This window comes from Microbacterium sp. T32 (assembly GCF_001619615.1).
GTDB lineage: Bacteria > Actinomycetota > Actinomycetes > Actinomycetales > Microbacteriaceae > Microbacterium.
This window is the reverse complement of sequence record NZ_LQQP01000022.1, coordinates 41,336-58,024: the sequence shown is the minus strand read 5'-3', so window position 1 is coordinate 58,024 and position 16,689 is coordinate 41,336. Positions and strand designations below refer to the sequence as shown.

The following is a 16,689-nucleotide window of genomic DNA, read 5'->3' as shown; positions in this document are numbered from 1 at the left end:
AGTATCCAAAGCCCTCGGGTACACCTACCAGGACTGGTACGTCATCGAATACACAAAGCCGCAAGCCTGCGCGTGAACTCGCTTCGCGACTGCTGACGCGGCGTGCGCCAGGCCGGCGGATTCTCGGCGGGCGCTCCCACCAACACGGCATCGGTCCTTCTGGACACGTTTTCACGAACTCGCGGCACCCGGCACACTCCCACACCGCGCCGGGTGCCGCGGGATGTCAGGCCAATGACTGCCACTCGGATCTCTGAGAATCGCCAATAGCGCCGAGCTTTCCAGCCCTCTCGGGCCGGTCGCGCGGTTCGTTCAATCCCCGCGTCGAGTCTCTGCAGACCCCGCAGGCCCTTCGCCCGGCGCATCATCTCAACCGAAGACCACGCTTCGCTTGAACGTGAACGACACCCGCCAAGCCGACGCCTCGCGTCCGTTTCACCACCACCACCGGCGCACACGGCCCGCGAATGCACCCGACGCCAATTGAAAGAGTGAGCGATCCACCCCCGCTCGCCTCCCCGACGCTCGAAGGGCCGCAACATGACTTCGTCCACGGAGGAACCCGCCGCCACGCAGGTCGGTCCGAGTCGCCGCCGACTGCTGTCCGGCGCCGCATGGGCACTCCCCGCCGTGGCAATCGCGACGGTCGCGCCGGTGGCATCCGCCTCCACGACGGCCGTGCTCACGTTCGACCGCACCACGTACACGGGAACGGTCTGTGCCCCGATCACCGGCGCGTACGTCACGGTCACGACGAACGGTGTCGCGCAGACGGGAACGAGCGTGATCGTCAACACCTCGACCGGATACCGCTTCGACAACGGCGCGAGCACGTTCACCGGCGTCTCCGATGCGAGCGGGCGCGTCTCGCTCCCGCCGATCCGTGTCCAGGTCGGCGGCACCCCCGGCACGATCACCGCCACAACCACGGGCGCCACGGCCGCGGCAACCCTCACTGCGTCGCCGAGCACCACCACCCAGACCGCGCACCGCCGGGTTTGGACCGACACGGGCGCCGAGTATCCCGCGGGCACCACCGATGTCACGGTGCCCACCGGGAGCCGCGCCGTCGGGACCCTCGTGACGCTCGATCCGAGCGGAGTGCTCCGGCGCGCGGCATCCACGATCGCCAGCGGCGTGACCTCGGCGTTCGCCGAACTGGAGAAGAGCAACTACCTCACTGTCACCTACGTCGACGCCAGCGGCATGCACCGTCGCATGTGGACCGACACCGGCGCCGCCTACCCCGCCGCCAACGTGGATGCCGCCGTCCCCGCGAACAGTGTGGCCGTCGGGACGTTCGTCACACTCGACCCAGCCGGAGTGCTCCGACGGGTGAGCGCCACCATCGCCAGCGGGGTGAACTCGGCCTTCGCCGAACTCGACGGGAACGACAACCTCCACGTCACGTACGTCGACGCGACCGGCATGCACCGCCGCGTCTGGACCGCCGCGGGATCGCCCTACGCCGCGAGCAATATCGACGTGTCGGTGCCGCTCGACAGCATCGCGGTCGGAACGCTCCTCACCCTGGGTCCCGACGGCGTGCTCCGAAAGGGCAGCAACGCCGTCGACACGGGCGTCACCTCCGCCTTCGCCGAACTCGACGACAACAGCTACCTCCACGCCACGTACGTGAACGGCACCGGAATGCACCGCCGCGCCTGGACCGACGCCGGAGCCGCCTCCCCGGCCGGGAACGTGGATGCCACCGTCCCGGCAGACGCCACTGCCGTCGGCACGCTGCTGACGCTCGACACGACCGGCACCCTCCGCAAGGGCGTCGACACCATCGCCACCGGCGTGACATCCGCCTTCGGGGAGATGGACAAGGACAACTCCACCGTCGTCACGTGGGTCGACGGGGCCTGCTGACCCGGTCTCAGGAGGCCTTCCGCTTCTCGATCTGGTACACCCGCTGCGGGCTGATGCCCAGCACTCGACCCACATCCGGGGCGGAGTAACGCTGCGCGCGGAGCTGTGCCACGACGGCCCGACGCCGTTCCGCGGCACGAGCTTGGGCGAGCCGCGCTTCGGCCTCTTCTCGACCTGCCGCGGCCCATTCGTCCAGGAGGGCTTCGGCGCCCTGCACGCTGACAGTGACCGCGACCTCGGAGGGTGGGACATCCAGCCACATCGCAGCCACGCCCTGCGCCTCGTGGTCGACCTCGTTCAGCGACGCAGCTTGACCGCCGGTTCCCAGCTCCGGGATGTCGAACACCCACCAGCGACCCTCGCGCTCCACGGTGACATCGAACGTGCGAACCATGATTCCTCCCGTCACTTCCACGACTCCGGAAGCTCTGCTCCGGCCTTCTGGATCTGCCGAAGCACGCCAACCGACACCTCTCGATGCCCCGCTGGCACGACCGCCTTCTTCGACCCGTCCGGTAAACCCCACAACTCGTGACTGCCTTGCCCATCTCGCAGGTAGACCCAGCCGATGCTTCTCAGGTGGTTCAGCACGTCTCGTGTCTTCTGCGCTCGCATCAGGATAGAAAAGACCCCCCTTGCTCGGCAAGAAAGGGGGGACTTGTTCATTCGCCCTCTAACAGTGAATGATCACCCGTGGACGCCTGAGCTCGATGGCTGCTCCGGTCCACCACTGCTCGAGATCGAGCGCCGACGCGACGCTCCAATGGCAGTTGCATGTGCCTGCATACGCTCCAAATGAACGGCGTTTCAGTTGGAGCGTGAGCGCGGGAGTGGGGCGCATTCCGCTCGTTGGGGCGCAAGATTCACGCCCCGAAGGGAGAATCGCGCCCCAAACCGCCCGAGCCCCAGAGCCTCGGCGCTATCCCAACTGCGGCGTCCGGCGCGGCACCGTCCGCCGCGGGCGCAGCGACTCGAACGCCGCGGCCATCGACAGCAGCGCCGCGTCGTCGTATGCGCGGCCCGCGAACGTCAGGCCAGTCGGCATCCTGACGTCGGGCAACGTTCCCAGAGGAACCGCCACCGTCGGCACACCGCAGTGACGGATCGCGAGGTTGCCCGTCGCCACCCACACGCCGTTCCGCCTCGCGATGTCGACCGACGCCTTGTCGGCGTCGGCCGCCGCCACGTCGCTGAGCGTCGGGAAGTCCACGGCGGCGAAGCCGTTGGCATCCATCCACCCCCAGGGATGTCGAGGCCCGCGGCTGACAGAGCATCGCCTGGGCCATCGCGGCCGAAGCCGAGCGGGCGAAGGAAGCGGGTGGGCGTCCCTAACGGACCACCCATGTTGCGCTGTCTGGCGACCACCGTCGACCGATGGCGATCCGGTCGATCGCCGGCTCCAGAAATGCTGCTACCAATTCAACGGCCCCGTCGAATGTGGCGACCTCACCGCACGCAGGAACGCGTCGAGCTTGCGACGCGTACAGACGCCTCCACGTTTCGGGCGGCGAGAAGAATGGCACTCCGGGGAGTCCGCGGTGCATCCATTCGGCGGCGACAGCCTCGGTCAGTTCATCGCCGTCGACTCTCTGCGTGCGGGCGAAGACGACGAGGTCAACTAGATCGCGGACTCTGGTCGAGGGCTGATCGCCTGCAGTGCCATACGTGCTCTGGGTCGCGCAGAGTTTGTCGGCGATGTGGTCGACGACGGGGTAGAGACGCACGCTGGTCGGGGCGACAGACGGGACGAGGCCCGGACGAATCTGGACATCGGGTTCTGCAGTCATGAAAGAGCCCGTGACGACATCGACGCTGAAGCGATGACGGGGTTTCACCCCGCAGTACGCGTCGACGGAGACCTTGTAACCCTCGACGTCAGGCTGCAACGGACCACCCGACACCGCCTTGGCACCTGTGATGACAAAGCGGAAATGGTCGCCCAGATCGATGTCGATGGCTTTCCGGAGCCGCGTTACGGCGTCGTCGAGGTCACCCAGTTCGGCGAGCAGATCGATGTCTTTCGTCGCGCGTGCATCATGAACGCGCGTAAGAACGGCGTTGCCTCCTTTGAGAACCCATCCGTTCTCAGGTAGAGCGAACACGCGCGCGAGGAATCGGTCGATCACGAATCGCCTGATCACGACGCCCGACTCCTGGCCCGAGATCGCCGCTTCGGCCTTGGCACGCGTCGTGACCGCGGCCCACAACGCGTTCCCGTCCTTGTACGGCATGCCGATCGTCATTTTGACGACTCGTCTCTCTGAGCGGGGGTCATAGCCACCTTTGACGGCGGTCGAACGTCCTTCGGTAGCGCTCGGATGACCTCGGGCAGCCACGTGGAGACGCTCGTCGCAAGAGCTTCCCGGAAGACCGCACTATCGAGGGGGACGGGAAAGTTCGCCGCGTCGATGATCGCGGACGTGTCGATGACGGGAAGGACGCGGTCGGCGAACCGGGGAATGACGACTTCTCGAGCGAACGCCGCCAGCGCCGAATGATCCATCGCGCCGATCCCGCTGTTCGGCGTTCCGAGCTCCGAGACCGCCTCCACGATGTTCTTGATCGCGTCGAACTGGCCGGCCGCAACAAGCGCTCTCCCCAGGTCACTCGCGGCGAGATGAGCAACGAGCGCCTCGCTGCTCAAACCGACCAGATCCAGGAGGTGCTCCAGCAGCGCGGCCCCGTCGGTCTGTCCGTTGCGTCGCGCCAGGGGCTCCAGCATCGCCGCCATCTCGCGCCGCGAGGCGAGGTCCCGTCGAAGCGCGTCGCCCGCGATCTCCGCAACGTGGGAGGGATCATGTCCATCGCGCAGAAGGTCCGCGACGGTGCGTGCGGGGGTCGTCACCGGAAGTCCGTCCACGATCGTCACCTCGCCACCGCCGAGCGCGCCACGATGAAAGCGAATACCACGGCGGCTCTGCTTCCTCTCGGGCAGCGTGATCTCAGGAACGTCGTCAAGAAGGTCCCCGAGTCGGTGCAGGCTCGCCGCCGCCGTGTGCGAGAGCACCCCCGACGAGATGGGGTCAGCAAGACGCTCCTCCGCGAGTGCCGACGGGTCGAGAGAGAGCCAGGCGACGCGCAGCGGGGCGCGCTCGTCGATTGCGGCAGGCACTGCGTATATCCCTCGGTCGAGGCGCTCGACCAGACCGGCATCCGCGAGGCGCGCAAGCTGCAAGCGGGTGACGCCTTCCGCTTCGGCCTGAGATGTCGTGAGCAGGCCCCACTGTCGGGCTGCCAGTTTCGACACCCGAGCAGCCACAGCAGTCACTCCCATGTCTGCGATTGTATCCTCTAGTGGATACTTTTGCAGTAGTGGGATCCGGGTCGTTCCTCACGTTGAGGCGCAAGATTCACGCCATTGGGGCGAATCACACCCCAAACCCTGGTCGACCACGGCCGCGGTCCCCCGGCTCGCTGCCCCTCACCTCAACCGCGGCGTCAAGTGCCGCGGCCATCGCCAGCAGCGCCGCATCGTCGTCGGGACGTCACCTCAGGGTCCACCTGTCGGGAGCGGGATAACCGCCCTCGACACGCGGCTACCGTGCGAAGTCAAGCACGACAAGGGGCAGACACATGCGGATCGCATACGTTGACGACACCAAGCAGCGCGGTCGAAGAGAAGACATGGGACAACTAGTCGCCCTCGGCGCCGCCATCTTCGACGAAGCGCAGGTCCAGCCGTTCGCTCAGGCCTTCCGCGCGGTCTACGACGAGTTCTCGGTGCCCCACGACGTCGAGTTAAAGTGGTCGAACTCGCAGCGCCGCAACTGGTGGGCCGAGTCCGAGGAGCGCAAGGCGATACAGACGCCTATGCGCCGACGGATCCTGGAGCTCGCTCGAGCGCACGACGTGCGCGTCATCGTCGTGGCCTGGGACACGAACGGGCCCGCCTCAGCGGGAGGCGAAGGGCCGGAAGACGCGGTGATCACGTTCATGTTCGAGCGGATCTCGTTCCACCTCGAGAAAGCCAACGAACGCGGCGTCATCGTCTTCGACAAACCCGGCGGCAGCCACCGTGACGAAGCGAGCTGGCTGGCCGAACGCGCGGAGATGGTGCGAGTCGGAACCGAGTACGTCCGGCCGAACGCGATCGTGACCCAGATTCTGACCGCACCGTCGCACCTTCACCCGCACCTGCAATTGGCCGACCTCATCGCCGGGAGCGTCACGGCTGCCGTGGCTGGAGTCTCGCATGGCTTGGAACTGATGCCGCTGATCCAGCCGATGCTATGCGTCAACCTCCGCGGTCTCATCGGCGGAACAGGTCTGAAGCTCTTCCCCGACAAGCTGAACAACCTCAGCCATTGGATTCTCGGCGAGGAGACCTTTGTCCGCGGCGCGCGCAAGATCAGCCTCCCCTACGCGCACTGGCGCTATTCGGCAGACGACGGACTCCCGGCCCATGACGACCGCGATCTTCGCGCCGGGTGAATTCGCGGGCGTCAGCTTCAGGCCGGAGGCTCGACCCCCGACTCCACCAACCCCTTCAGGCGAGTGAGCGCGTCTCCGAGGTACGGCTCGTAACGAGCGAGCCAGGGAGCGAGAGCCGCCGTGAGCGCCTCGGAATTCAACCGGTAGCGCTGGGTGCGACCGACCTTGGTGGCCACAACGAGGTTCGCGGCTCGCAGTCCCATGAGGTGCTTGGAGATCCCGGATGCCACGAGGTCGGGAAAGTCGCCGGCCAGCTAACAGACCGTGGCCTCCCCGCGTTCGGCCAGCAGATCGAGGATTCGCCGACGCGTCGGGTCGGCGAGCATCGCATTCCGCCGCTTGGGGCGCAAGATGCACGCCCCGAAGCGAGAATCGCGCCCCGAACCGCCCGAGCCCCAGCGCCTCGGCGCTACCCCAATCGAGGCGTCCGGGGCGGCACCGTCCGCCGCGGACGCAGCGCCTCGAACGCCGCGGCCATCGACAACAGCGCAGCATCGTCGTAGGCGCGGCCCGCGAACGTGAGGCCGCTCGGCATCCCGATGTCTGCCATCGTCCCGAGCGGCACGGTCACCGTCGGCACACCGCAATGCCGGATCGCCAGGTTGCCCGTCGCCACCCACACGCCGTTGCGCCACGCGATGTCGGCCGACTCCTCGTTCACGTCGGCGTCGGCGGGCGCCACGTCGCTGAGCGTCGTGAAGACCACGGCGGCGAAGCCGTTGGCATCCATCCACTCCTCCAGATCGACGCGCCGGGTCTCCTCCAGGCCGCGCACGCCGGCGGCAAGCTCACGGATCTCGGTGAACGAAGCGACGGGGTGCTCACGGACATGCGCCGGGTAGAGAGCGATGTCGTCGTCGAAGCCCGTGTACCGATCCGGGAGGGCACCGGAGGGGTGCGGGAAGATCGCCGCGCCGTCCACGGTCGCCAGCCCCGGGTGACCGTTCGCGCGGAGGAAGTCGTCCCACGCCCACGCCGACAGGTCCACGATCTCGCGGTCGAGGAACTCCTGCGACACCAACCCCCGGGTCTTGATCGTCGGCGCACCCGCACGATCGCCCTCGTAGTTGCTCACGAGCGGGAAGTCGCAGTCGACCACGATCGCGCCGGCGGCCTCGAGATCTGCGCGGGCGACGTCGAGAAGCTCGCGCAGCGACGGCCGCAGCTCGATCGGCTCACCGGTCGGCCCGCCCACGCCGCGCGGACCGGTCCCCACGAGCGGGTCGTCGCCGACGAACATGCGCGGGATGCCGATCCGCTTGCCCCGCAGCGAGGACCCCTCGGCCAGAGCGGCGAACGACGGAGGCCGCACCTCTTCTACAGAGGGCAGCGGAACCCACGGCTGCGCGCGCCAGAAATCGCCGCGCGTCTCGGGGTCGTCGGCGACGATCACGTCGAGCACCGCGAGCAGGTCGGCCATCGAGCGGGTGTGCGGTACGACGACGTCCATCGTGGGCACGAGCGGCCAGTTGCCGCGCACAGAGATCAGGCCGCGCGACGGCGTGTACGCGCACAGGCCGTTGCACGCCGCGGGCGCACGGCCGCTCGACCACGTCTCCTCGCCCAGCCCGAAGACGCCGAACGACGCGGCGGTCGCGGTGCCCGAGCCGTTCGACGAGCCCGACGCGAACGCCGACGTCAGATAGTCGGCGTTGTACGGGCTCTCGGCGCGGCCGTACAGCCCACGCTGCATGCCGCCGTTCGCCATCGGGGGCATGTTCGTCAGCCCGAGGCAGATGGCGCCGGCCTCGCGCAGTCGCGCGATCGTGAACGCGTCGTTCTGCGCGACGAGGTCGGCGAACGCGGGACTCCCGGCGGCGACCGTGAGGCCGCGCACCATGTAACTGTCCTTGGCGGTGTACGGGATGCCGTCGAGCAGCCCCCGCGCCTGACCCGCCGCGCGGCGGGCGTCGGACTCGGCCGCCTCGGCGAGCGCGTCGGGGTTGCGGACCACAACGGCGTTGAGCTTCGTCGCGGTGTCGGGACTGTCGTACGCGTCGATGCGCGCGAGGTGCGCCTCGACCAGCTCGACGGCGGTGGTGCGGCCCTCGGCGAGGGCGGCGGCGAGATCGGCGATGGATGCCTCGACCACATCGATCATGCCGACACCTCCGGCTGCTGCTGGGTGATGCAGTGGATGCCGCCGCCGCGCGCGAACAGTTCGCGGGCGTCAACGGTCACCACCCGGCGGCCCGGGTAGACGTCCTCCAGGATGCCGCGAGCCGTGGCATCCGCCCCGTCCTCGCCGAAACCACAGGCGATCACGCCGCCGTTCACGACGAGGTGGTTCACGTAGCTCCAGTCGGTGTCGCCGTCCGCGTCGCGGATGGTGGCGGGTGCGGGCAGATCCACGATCTGGAACGGGCGGCCCGCGGCATCCGTCTGCGTCTCGAAGAAGCTGCGGAGCTCGCGCGTGACCGCGTGGTCGGGATGCGCGGCATTGCGCTGATCGTGGAGCAGCAGCACTCCGGGCGAGGGGATCGTCGCGACGATGTCGACGTGTCCGCTCGTGCCGAAGTCCTCGTAATCGCGGGTGAGACCGCGCGGCACCCACACCGCGTGCGTGGCGCCGAGCGTCCGGAGCATCTCGGCCTCGACCCGCTCGCGCGTCGCGTAGCGGTTGCGGCGCGGATCGAGCTGGACGGTCTCGGTCAGCAGGACGGTTCCTTCGCCGTCGACATGGATGCCACCGCCTTCGTTCACGAGGAGCGACGGGATCAGCTCGGCCCCGACGGCTTCGGCGACGATCCGGCCGTGCTGCGCGGCCTTCGCCCACACCGACCAGTCGTGGTCGCCCCAGCCGTTGAAGATCCAGTCCACGGCACCCAGGACACCCGGACGCTCGGGGTCGACCACGAACGTCGGCCCCGAATCGCGCAGCCAGAACTCGTCGACCGGCGCCTCGAGCACCTCGATCTCGCTCGACAGCATCCGGCGGGCGCGGGCGAGCTCGGTCGGGTCGACGAGCATCGTCACGGGCTCGAACTCGGCGACGGCGTGGGCGACCGCGGTCCACGCGGCGTATCCCGCTTCGCGCTCGGCATCCGTGTCTCCGAGGGTCGGCCCCTCGCTCGGGAACGCCATCCAGGTGCGGGAGTGCGGAGCGGTCTCGGACGGCATGCGCCAGGTCATCGCGGATCCTTCGGGGTGGGGTGTCGTAACACTCGCGACATTAAACGTTTAAGTATCCCGAGCGCAAGACCCGATCCGTCGGGTAACGTCGGCCCACGTGACCCCGCGCAAACCGACGCTGCACGACGTCGCCGCGGCGGCGGGCGTCTCGATCGCCGCAGCCTCGTTCGCGCTGCGCGACAAGCCCGGGGTGTCGCCCGAGACCCGCGATCGCGTGCTCGCCGTCGCGCGGGACCTCGGGTACGCGGTCAACGTCCCGGCGCGCAGCCTCCGCACCGCGCGGTACGGCGCGATCGGCCTGTACCTCCCGCCCGGGACGACGCGCCTGCCGTACTACACCGAGTTCGCCTTCGGAGTCGTGGATGCCGCCGACCGCCTCGGCCTCTCCGTCATCCTGCTCCCCCACCGGGATCCGGACGACGCCTCCCCTCCGACGGCATTCGTCGACGGGTACATCGTGGTGGATGCCACGACAGAGGATGCCGGCATCCGGGCGATCCTCGAGACCGGGCGGCCCGTCGTGAGCTCCGAGCAGCTGCTCGGCGCGGAGGATCGCGTCGCGGGCAGCGTCGTCTCCGACCACGGTAACGCGACACGCGAACTCCTCGACCATCTCGCGGCGCAGGGCGCGCGACGCATCGCGATGCTGCTGCCGCCCGAGGGCACCGCCTGGAGCCACGACCTCACACGCGCGTACGAGGAGTGGACCGCCGAACATAGCGGCATCCCCCTGTCGCGCCGGATCGGATTCGTGCCGGCGCCGGACGAGGTCGCCGCCGCGATGTCCGAGGTTTTGGGCGAAGCGGATGCCGTGGTCGTCGCGCCCAGCGGATCGGCGGCGCCCGCGCTGGCCGCCGCCGCCCGCGCGGGGCGCACCGTCGGTGAGGACCTGCTGCTCGCCGCCTACGTCGACGAACCGCTGCACGCCCTGCTCACCCCGACCGTCACGGCGCTCGACCTGCAGCCGCGGGAGGTCGGCGCCGCGTGCCTCGAGGCGCTCGCCGGGGATGCCGCGGACCGCTTCCGCGTGCACCGTCCACTGCTGCGCGCGCGGGCGAGCACCGCGACGCCCGCGCGGCCCGGGACGCCCGCGTAGGCAGCGACGCCCGCTCGGCCCGGGACACGCGAGCGCAGGTCCCGACGCCCGCGGACCTAGAGTGAACAGCGTGCAGGTGAGGTTCTTCGGCGGCCTCTCCGTGTCGTGGGGCGCGGACGAGGGAGCGGTCCCCGGGCGCGGGCAGCAGGCTCTGCTGCTGCGCCTCGCCGTCGACGCCGGAACGACCGTCGGCTACCGCGCCCTCGCCGACGACGTGTGGCCGAACGACGCTCCGGAAGACCCGCGCGCAGCGCTGCAGTCGCTGGCGTCGCGGCTGCGGCGAGCGCTCCCCGAGGGCCTGCTCGCGTCGGTCCCCGGCGGGTATCGCCTCGAGCTGTCCCGCGACGACATCGACATCACGCGGTTCCAAGACCTCGTCGCCGACGCGCGCGCCGCGAACGATCCGGGGCGCGCCCGCGACGCCCTCGCCCTCTGGACCGGCGACCCGTGGATCCCGCACGACGGCTTCGACTGGCTCGTCCGCGACCTCTGGCAGGACCGCGGCCACGCCGAGCGCCTCGCCGCCGCAGAACCGGCCCCGACGCCCGCACCGGCACCGCCCGTCGTCCCGGCGGCGATCACCGGCCTGGTCGGACGTGCCTACGAACTGGATGCCATCCGCGAACGCCTCAGCACCGACCGGCTCGTGACCGTGATCGGGCCGGGCGGCGCCGGAAAGACCACGCTCGCGCTCGAGACCGTGCGCGCGACCGCGGATGCCCTCGTCGTCGAGCTCGCCCCGGCCGCGAGCGGCGAGGTGTGGGCGGCGATCGCGGGTGCGGTGGGGCACGGCATCCGTCTGAACGAGACGGCGGCGAGCGCGCCGACGAGCCCCCGCTACCGGGTGATCGAGGCGGTCGCCGGGCGCGACGTGGTGATCGTGCTCGACAACTGCGAGCACGTCATCGGCGAGGCGGCCGAGGTCGCCCAGACCCTGCTGATGAGCACGCCGGGCCTGCGGATCCTCGCCACCAGCCGCGAACCGCTCGGCGTCATCGGCGAGGCGTTCGTCGACCTCGGCCCGCTGCCCGCCCTCGACGCCGACGAGCTCTTCGCCCGGCGCGTGCGTTCGGCGCGTGGCATCCCGCCCGCCCCCGACGAGCGCGACACGGCCGCGCGCATCGTGCAGCGCCTCGACGGCCTCCCCCTCGCGATCGAGCTCGCCGCCGCCCGCGCCCGCACGCTCACGCTCGCGGAGATCGACGCCGGACTCAGCGACCGGTTCGCGCTGCTCGCCCACGGTCCACGGCTGAGCCCCGACCGTCACCGGACGCTCCGGGCCCTGATCGACTGGAGCTGGGACACCCTCACCGACCCCGAGCGGGTGGCGCTGCGCGCGTCGTCGGTGTTCCCCGACGGCATCGGGAGCGGCGACGCCGCCGCCATCGCCGAGGCGTTCGGGGTGGATGCCACGGTGTTCGATGCCCTCGTCGACCGGTCGCTGGTGGTGCGGCGCGACGGCCGTTTCCGCCTGCTGGAGACGGTCCGCGAGTACGGGCTCGACCGACTGCGGGTCGAGGGCGCCGAGACGGAGTACCGCGAGCGCGCGGCCGACGTGCTCACCGTGCTGGCCACGGATCGGGAACGGACCATGCGCGGGCCGGGGCTCCGCGCGGGGCTCGCCTGGTTCGACGCCAACGAGGAGAACCTGTCGGCGGCGCTCCGCACGCGCACGGCCTCGACGGACCGACGACCGGGACGCCGGTTGCTCCGCGCGCTGCTGTGGGCGTGGGCCGTGCGCGAACGTATCGAGGAACTTCGCCCCGCGCTCGCGGCCTTCGCTGATCCGGAAACTCCGCTCGACGACGAGCCGAGCGTCGTGATCGAGTCGCTCGCGCTGTTTTCGGCCTCCTTCCCCGAGCCGGGCGAGACTCCGACGTTCGATCCCGCGCGATTCCGGGCCCGGCGCCTCGCGCTCGAAGAGGCGGCATCCCGGCATCCGTCCGAGATCAGCATCCTGGCCGCCCCGCTCCTCCGCCTCGCCGAGACGGTCCTGCGGGCGCAGGACTCACCGGCCGGCCGCGCGTGGCACGTCGACGTCTCGGACGGCGAGATCACGTCGGCACCCCCGTGGTCGCGCGCGACGCTCCACATGCTGCGCGCCGGCGCCGCGCAGAACGTCGGCGACGCGACGGGCCTCGGCGTCGAGAGCGAGCGGGCGCTGCGGATCTTCACCGAGGTGGGGGACCCCTGGGGCACGGGCATCGCCAGTCAGCTGCGGTCGGAGTGGCTCATTCTCGCGGGTCGACTCCAGGAGGCGTTGGCCGTGAGCGACAACGCCGCCCGGATCGTGGACGGCCTGTCGTCGGTGTCCGACCTCCTTCAGATGCGGGCGCAGTCCGTCGGCATCCTGCTCCGACTCGGCCGGCTCGACGAGGCACGGACGCGCGCAGCCGACATGGAATCCATCGCCGCCGCCGACGGGTCGGTCCGCGCCCTGTCCCAGGCGCGGATGGCGGCCGCTCAGGTCGAGATCTCCGCCGGAGACGGCGCGGCGGCTCTGCGCCAGTCGCAGGCGATCCGCCTCGAACCGGGGTTCCCCGACCAGATCAGGGCGTGGGCCGGCGCGCAGCGCGCGCAGGCCCTCATCCTCCTCAATCGCCTCGACGAAGCCCGCGCCGCCCTCCGGGACGCGGTGCCGCTCGCAGTCCGGTCGCACGACCACCCGATTGTGGCATCCGTACTCGTGGCGGTCGCCGGATGGAATGCCGCGGTGGGACGCCCCGACCGAGCCCGCGAGGCCCTCGAGCGCGCCGCTGCGGTCCGCGGGGCGGAGGACCGTCACGAACCGTTCTGGCGGTGGGCACAGGAACGCCTCGGCGCGGACATCGGGGAGATCCCGACATCCGCGCCCGGCATCCCCCTCGGACAAGTGGATGCCGACGTCCTCACGGCCCTGCTCGACGAGGGCCCGCGGCGGGGCTCGGCCGGGGTCACAACCACTTCTTGCGCTTGAAGACGACATACAGGGCGATGCCGCCGACGACCATGCCCAGAAGCGCCGCGGGATACCCGAGGGGCCAGTCCAGCTCGGGCATGTAGGTGAAATTCATGCCGTAGATGGTTCCGATGAGCGTCGGGGCGAAGAGGATCGCGGCCCACGAGGAGATCTTCTTGATCTCCTCGTTCTGTGCAAGTCCGGTCTCGGAGAGTCGCCGAGTCTCTTCGTTCTGAGCGAGACTCGCCTCCGAGAGCCGCCTCATCTCGTCGTTCTGTTGCTGGGTGACCAGGGTCGAATGGACCGTCAGTGCGTTCTCGAGGAGGGAGCGGAATCCGTCCGCCCGCTCCGTGATGCGGATGACATGGTCCAGGACATCGCGCAACGAGCGCTGTAGTTCGATGTCGACGCCGTACTTGTCCGCTCCCCGTCGGAGGGCATCGAGCATGTCCCGCAGCGGAAGGGTCGCCCGCTGGAACGAGATCACCTCGCCGAGCAATTCATAGATCCGTCGCGATACCTCCGGATCACCGGCGAAGAGCTGGTCCTCGATCTCGTCGATGTCGTTCTCCAGGCCCGCGATCACAGGGGCGTACCCGTCGACCACTTCATCGAGGACGGCGTAGAGGACCGCTTCGGGACCGCACGCCAAGAGCTCGGGGGTGGACTCCAGCCGCTCCCGCACGCGTCTGAGGTTCGGATTCTCCGCATGGCGAACAGTCACGACGAACTGCGGCCCGATGAAGAGATGCACCTCACCGAACTCCACCACTTCGCGATCGTCGATGTAGCGGGCCGGTCGCAGAACGACGAACAAGGTGTCACCGAAACGCTCGAGTTTGGCACGCTGATGACCCTTCAGCGCGTCCTCGACGGCAAGAGGGTGAAGATCGAACTCGCGGGCGACGGCATGGACTTCCTCCGCAGCGGGTCTGTACAACCCGATCCAGGCCATCCCTCTGCGTTCGTGCAACAGCTCGAATGTCTCATCCAGCGTGCTGGGGTTGCCGGTGCGACGTCCACCGACGTAGATCGCGTTGTCGACAAGTGCCATGATTCCTCCGTCGATATCGACGGAGGCGGACTGCGGACGCAACCGATGAGACACGCATGTCACCGGAGTCGTGACGAAGCTCGACCGTGGGCCTGCCTCACATCATGCGGAGCCGACCGGAGCGGAGAGAGGAGCAACAACTGTCACTGTCCACAGTCGCCTCCGTCCTCTCCGTGTCTCCGGGCCTGCTGACCCTCCGGAACCTTACACGAGCGTGAGGGCGGTCCCGTCCGATCCTTACGACATCCTCACGACGCGGCGACCGCAGGGAGCGCACCGAGTGCGTCCCCCGCGGTCGATCATCGGATCGGGTCAGGCCTTGCGCATGTAGGCGCGGACCGTCAGCGGTGCGAACACCGCCACGATGACGGCCGCCCCGATGAGCGACACGACCGCATCGGAGCCGAGCGTTCCGCTGTTGACCAGGTCGCGGACGGCCGTGACCAGGTGCGACACCGGGTTGATGTCGACGAACCACTGCAGCCACGACGGCATCGTGTTGGAGGGCACGAAGGCGTTCGAGAGGAACGTCAGCGGGAACAGGATCAGGATCGACACGCCCTGCACGCTCGACGCGGTGCGGGCGATGACCCCGAAGAACGCGAAGATCCAGCTGATCGCCCACGAGCACACGATCACGAGCAGGCCCGCCACGACCACCGCGCCGAGTCCGCCCTCGGGGCGGAAGCCCATGATGTAGCCCATCGTGAACGTCAGCGTCGTCGCGATCGCGTAGCGGACCGTGTCGGCGAGCAGGGCCCCCGACAGCGGTGCGATGCGCGCGATCGGCAACGACCGGAACCGGTCGAACACGCCCTTGTCCATGTCCTCGCGCAGCTGCACGCCCGTCACGACCGAGGTCGTGATGACGGTCTGTACGAGGATGCCGGGGATGATGATCGGCAGGTAGCTCGCGACGTCGCCGGCGATCGCGCCGCCGAAGATGTACGTGAACATCAGGGTGAAGAGAATCGGCTGCACCGTGACGTCGATGAGCTGCTCGGGCGTGCGGCGGATCTTCAGCAGGCCGCGCCACGCCATCGTCAGGGTGTTGCGGAACGTCTGACCGAGCCCCGCGGTGTGGGGCAGGTCGCGCGGGATGGTGATCGCGGTCATGAGCGGACTCCTTCCAGGTCGGCGGCGGTTTCGCGCGCCGCATCGTCGTCGGCCGGCACTCCGCTGCCGGTGAGCGTGAGGAACACCTCGTCGAGGGTCGGCTGCTGCACGCTGAACTCGCTCAGGTGCACGCCGGCCGTGCGGAACGCCACGAGCAGGTCGGTGACCTCATCGGGGTCGGACATCGGCACCGTGAGGCGCGCCGCCTCCGGAGACACGATGGCCGTGGCATCCAGGACCCGCGCGATGGTGGCGCGCGCGACCTCGAGGTCGGAGCCCGGCTGCAGGCGCAGTACGAGCGAAGCCTGACCGACGGATGCCTTCAGCTCGAGCGCCGTGCCCTCGGCGACGACGCGTCCGCGGTCGATGACCGCGATGCGGTCGGCGAGCTGGTCGGCCTCGTCGAGGTACTGCGTCGTGAGCACGACCGTGGAGCCGGTGGCGACGAGCCGCCGGATCGTGTCCCACATCTGCCCGCGGGTGCGGGGGTCTAGGCCCGTGGTGGGCTCGTCGAGGAAGATGAGCGGCGGCTGGGCGATGAGGGATGCCGCGAGGTCGAGGCGACGGCGCATCCCGCCGGAGAACTTCGCCAGGGGCCGGGATGCCGCCTCGGTGAGGCCGAACTCCTCGAGGAGCTCGGTCGACTTGCGGCGGGCATCGGCCCGCGACAGGCCGAGCAGGCGCGCGAAGATGATGAGGTTCTCGGTGGCCGAGAGCTTCTCGTCGACGGACGCGAACTGTCCCGTGAGGCCGATGAGCTGGCGGACGATGTGGGCGTCCTTGACGACGTCGTGGCCGAAGATCTCGGCCCGCCCGCCGTCGGGACGCAACAGCGTCGTCAGCATGCTGATGGTGGTGGTCTTGCCGGCACCGTTGGGGCCGAGAACGCCGTAGACGGTCCCGGCTTCGACGACGAGATCGACGCCGTCGACGGCCCTGTTCGAGCCGAACGTCTTGACGAGCCCTTCGGCTCGCACCGCGGGAACGCGGGTGGATGAGGTGGTCATGACGACAGGATGCGCCGGGCGCCCTGTCGCGCCGCTGTCA

At 69.5% G+C, this 16,689-nt stretch carries 14 protein-coding genes and 1 pseudogene; 4 read left to right on the top strand and 11 right to left on the bottom strand.

The features are described from left to right. Positions 1-540 precede the first annotated feature (540 nt). Positions 541-1,875 carry a hypothetical protein gene (locus tag AVW09_RS12280; protein WP_063258348.1) on the top strand — a complete coding sequence of 445 codons (1,335 nt, stop codon included), beginning with the start codon at positions 541-543 and terminating at the stop codon, positions 1,873-1,875. 7 nt (positions 1,876-1,882) lie between these two features. Here AVW09_RS12280 and AVW09_RS12275 read toward each other — a convergent pair whose 3' ends face one another. From AVW09_RS12275 to AVW09_RS12260, 5 genes and pseudogenes are all read right to left on the bottom strand, one after another. Further along, on the bottom strand, positions 1,883-2,269 hold the full coding sequence (locus AVW09_RS12275) for a helix-turn-helix domain-containing protein (protein ID WP_197462631.1): 387 nt from the start codon (positions 2,267-2,269) through the stop codon (positions 1,883-1,885). Positions 2,270-2,280: 11 nt separating this feature from the next. Continuing rightward, positions 2,281-2,490 (bottom strand): type II toxin-antitoxin system HicA family toxin, encoded by a 210-nt coding sequence (locus AVW09_RS17315; RefSeq protein WP_082822956.1) that lies wholly within the window; start codon positions 2,488-2,490, stop codon positions 2,281-2,283. Positions 2,491-2,794: 304 nt separating this feature from the next. Beyond that, a pseudogene (locus AVW09_RS12270) lies at positions 2,795-3,112 on the bottom strand (amidase); the annotation flags it as partial. A gap of 91 nt (positions 3,113-3,203) precedes the next feature. After that, positions 3,204-4,118: a nucleotidyl transferase AbiEii/AbiGii toxin family protein gene (locus AVW09_RS12265; protein ID WP_063258346.1), complete on the bottom strand. Its 915-nt coding sequence runs from the start codon at positions 4,116-4,118 to the stop codon at positions 3,204-3,206. After that, positions 4,115-5,149, bottom strand: coding sequence for a type IV toxin-antitoxin system AbiEi family antitoxin domain-containing protein (locus AVW09_RS12260; protein WP_063258345.1), 1,035 nt, complete (start codon positions 5,147-5,149; stop codon positions 4,115-4,117). Before AVW09_RS12260 ends, AVW09_RS12265 begins: the two co-directional genes overlap by 4 nt. Positions 5,150-5,448: 299 nt before the next feature. Between AVW09_RS12260 and AVW09_RS12255 the strand changes: the two genes are divergently transcribed. After that, entirely contained in the window at positions 5,449-6,306 is an 858-nt protein-coding gene (locus tag AVW09_RS12255; protein ID WP_082822955.1) for a DUF3800 domain-containing protein, read from the top strand. 17 nt (positions 6,307-6,323) lie between these two features. On the opposite strand, the gene AVW09_RS12250 is transcribed toward AVW09_RS12255, so the two are convergent. The 3 genes from AVW09_RS12250 to AVW09_RS12240 form a co-directional block, all read right to left on the bottom strand. Further along, positions 6,324-6,536: an ArsR/SmtB family transcription factor gene (locus tag AVW09_RS12250; RefSeq protein WP_063258343.1), complete on the bottom strand. Its 213-nt coding sequence runs from the start codon at positions 6,534-6,536 to the stop codon at positions 6,324-6,326. Between the two features lie 179 nt (positions 6,537-6,715). Then, on the bottom strand, positions 6,716-8,407 hold the full coding sequence (locus AVW09_RS12245; RefSeq protein WP_063258342.1) for an amidase: 1,692 nt from the start codon (positions 8,405-8,407) through the stop codon (positions 6,716-6,718). Further along, on the bottom strand, positions 8,404-9,438 hold the full coding sequence (locus AVW09_RS12240) for an agmatine deiminase family protein (protein WP_063258341.1): 1,035 nt from the start codon (positions 9,436-9,438) through the stop codon (positions 8,404-8,406). The genes AVW09_RS12245 and AVW09_RS12240 overlap by 4 nt, the downstream gene beginning before the upstream one ends. Positions 9,439-9,535: 97 nt before the next feature. Here AVW09_RS12240 and AVW09_RS12235 point away from each other — a divergent pair, with 97 nt between their 5' ends. Together AVW09_RS12235 and AVW09_RS12230 are read left to right on the top strand one after the other, a co-directional pair. Then, entirely contained in the window at positions 9,536-10,534 is a 999-nt protein-coding gene (locus AVW09_RS12235; RefSeq protein ID WP_063258340.1) for a LacI family DNA-binding transcriptional regulator, read from the top strand. A gap of 70 nt (positions 10,535-10,604) precedes the next feature. Then, positions 10,605-13,490 (top strand): ATP-binding protein, encoded by a 2,886-nt coding sequence (locus tag AVW09_RS12230; protein WP_063258351.1) that lies wholly within the window; start codon positions 10,605-10,607, stop codon positions 13,488-13,490. Here AVW09_RS12230 and AVW09_RS12225 read toward each other — a convergent pair. The 3 genes from AVW09_RS12225 to AVW09_RS12215 form a co-directional block, all read right to left on the bottom strand. After that, positions 13,468-14,526 carry a magnesium and cobalt transport protein CorA gene (locus AVW09_RS12225; RefSeq protein ID WP_063258339.1) on the bottom strand — a complete coding sequence of 353 codons (1,059 nt, stop codon included), beginning with the start codon at positions 14,524-14,526 and terminating at the stop codon, positions 13,468-13,470. The genes AVW09_RS12230 and AVW09_RS12225 overlap by 23 nt on opposite strands. A gap of 312 nt (positions 14,527-14,838) precedes the next feature. Next, on the bottom strand, positions 14,839-15,642 hold the full coding sequence (locus tag AVW09_RS12220; protein ID WP_063258338.1) for an ABC transporter permease: 804 nt from the start codon (positions 15,640-15,642) through the stop codon (positions 14,839-14,841). Next, positions 15,639-16,649, bottom strand: coding sequence for an ATP-binding cassette domain-containing protein (locus AVW09_RS12215; RefSeq protein WP_063258337.1), 1,011 nt, complete (start codon positions 16,647-16,649; stop codon positions 15,639-15,641). The genes AVW09_RS12220 and AVW09_RS12215 overlap by 4 nt, the downstream gene beginning before the upstream one ends. Positions 16,650-16,689: the final 40 nt, after the last annotated feature.

Excerpts from the sequence above, each read along its gene's own strand:
- AVW09_RS12260 (WP_063258345.1), bottom strand. The coding sequence starts at position 5,149 with ATGGGAGTGACTGCTGTGGCTGCTCGGGTGTCGAAACTGGCAGCCCGA.
- AVW09_RS12225 (WP_063258339.1), bottom strand. The coding sequence starts at position 14,526 with ATGGCACTTGTCGACAACGCGATCTACGTCGGTGGACGTCGCACCGGC.
- AVW09_RS12275 (WP_197462631.1), bottom strand. The coding sequence starts at position 2,269 with ATGGTTCGCACGTTCGATGTCACCGTGGAGCGCGAGGGTCGCTGGTGG.
- AVW09_RS12240 (WP_063258341.1), bottom strand. The coding sequence starts at position 9,438 with ATGACCTGGCGCATGCCGTCCGAGACCGCTCCGCACTCCCGCACCTGG.
- AVW09_RS12215 (WP_063258337.1), bottom strand. The coding sequence starts at position 16,649 with ATGACCACCTCATCCACCCGCGTTCCCGCGGTGCGAGCCGAAGGGCTC.
- AVW09_RS12280 (WP_063258348.1), top strand. The coding sequence starts at position 541 with ATGACTTCGTCCACGGAGGAACCCGCCGCCACGCAGGTCGGTCCGAGT.
- AVW09_RS12265 (WP_063258346.1), bottom strand. The coding sequence starts at position 4,118 with ATGACGATCGGCATGCCGTACAAGGACGGGAACGCGTTGTGGGCCGCG.
- AVW09_RS12255 (WP_082822955.1), top strand. The coding sequence starts at position 5,449 with ATGCGGATCGCATACGTTGACGACACCAAGCAGCGCGGTCGAAGAGAA.
- AVW09_RS17315 (WP_082822956.1), bottom strand. The coding sequence starts at position 2,490 with ATGCGAGCGCAGAAGACACGAGACGTGCTGAACCACCTGAGAAGCATC.
- AVW09_RS12220 (WP_063258338.1), bottom strand. The coding sequence starts at position 15,642 with ATGACCGCGATCACCATCCCGCGCGACCTGCCCCACACCGCGGGGCTC.
- AVW09_RS12245 (WP_063258342.1), bottom strand. The coding sequence starts at position 8,407 with ATGATCGATGTGGTCGAGGCATCCATCGCCGATCTCGCCGCCGCCCTC.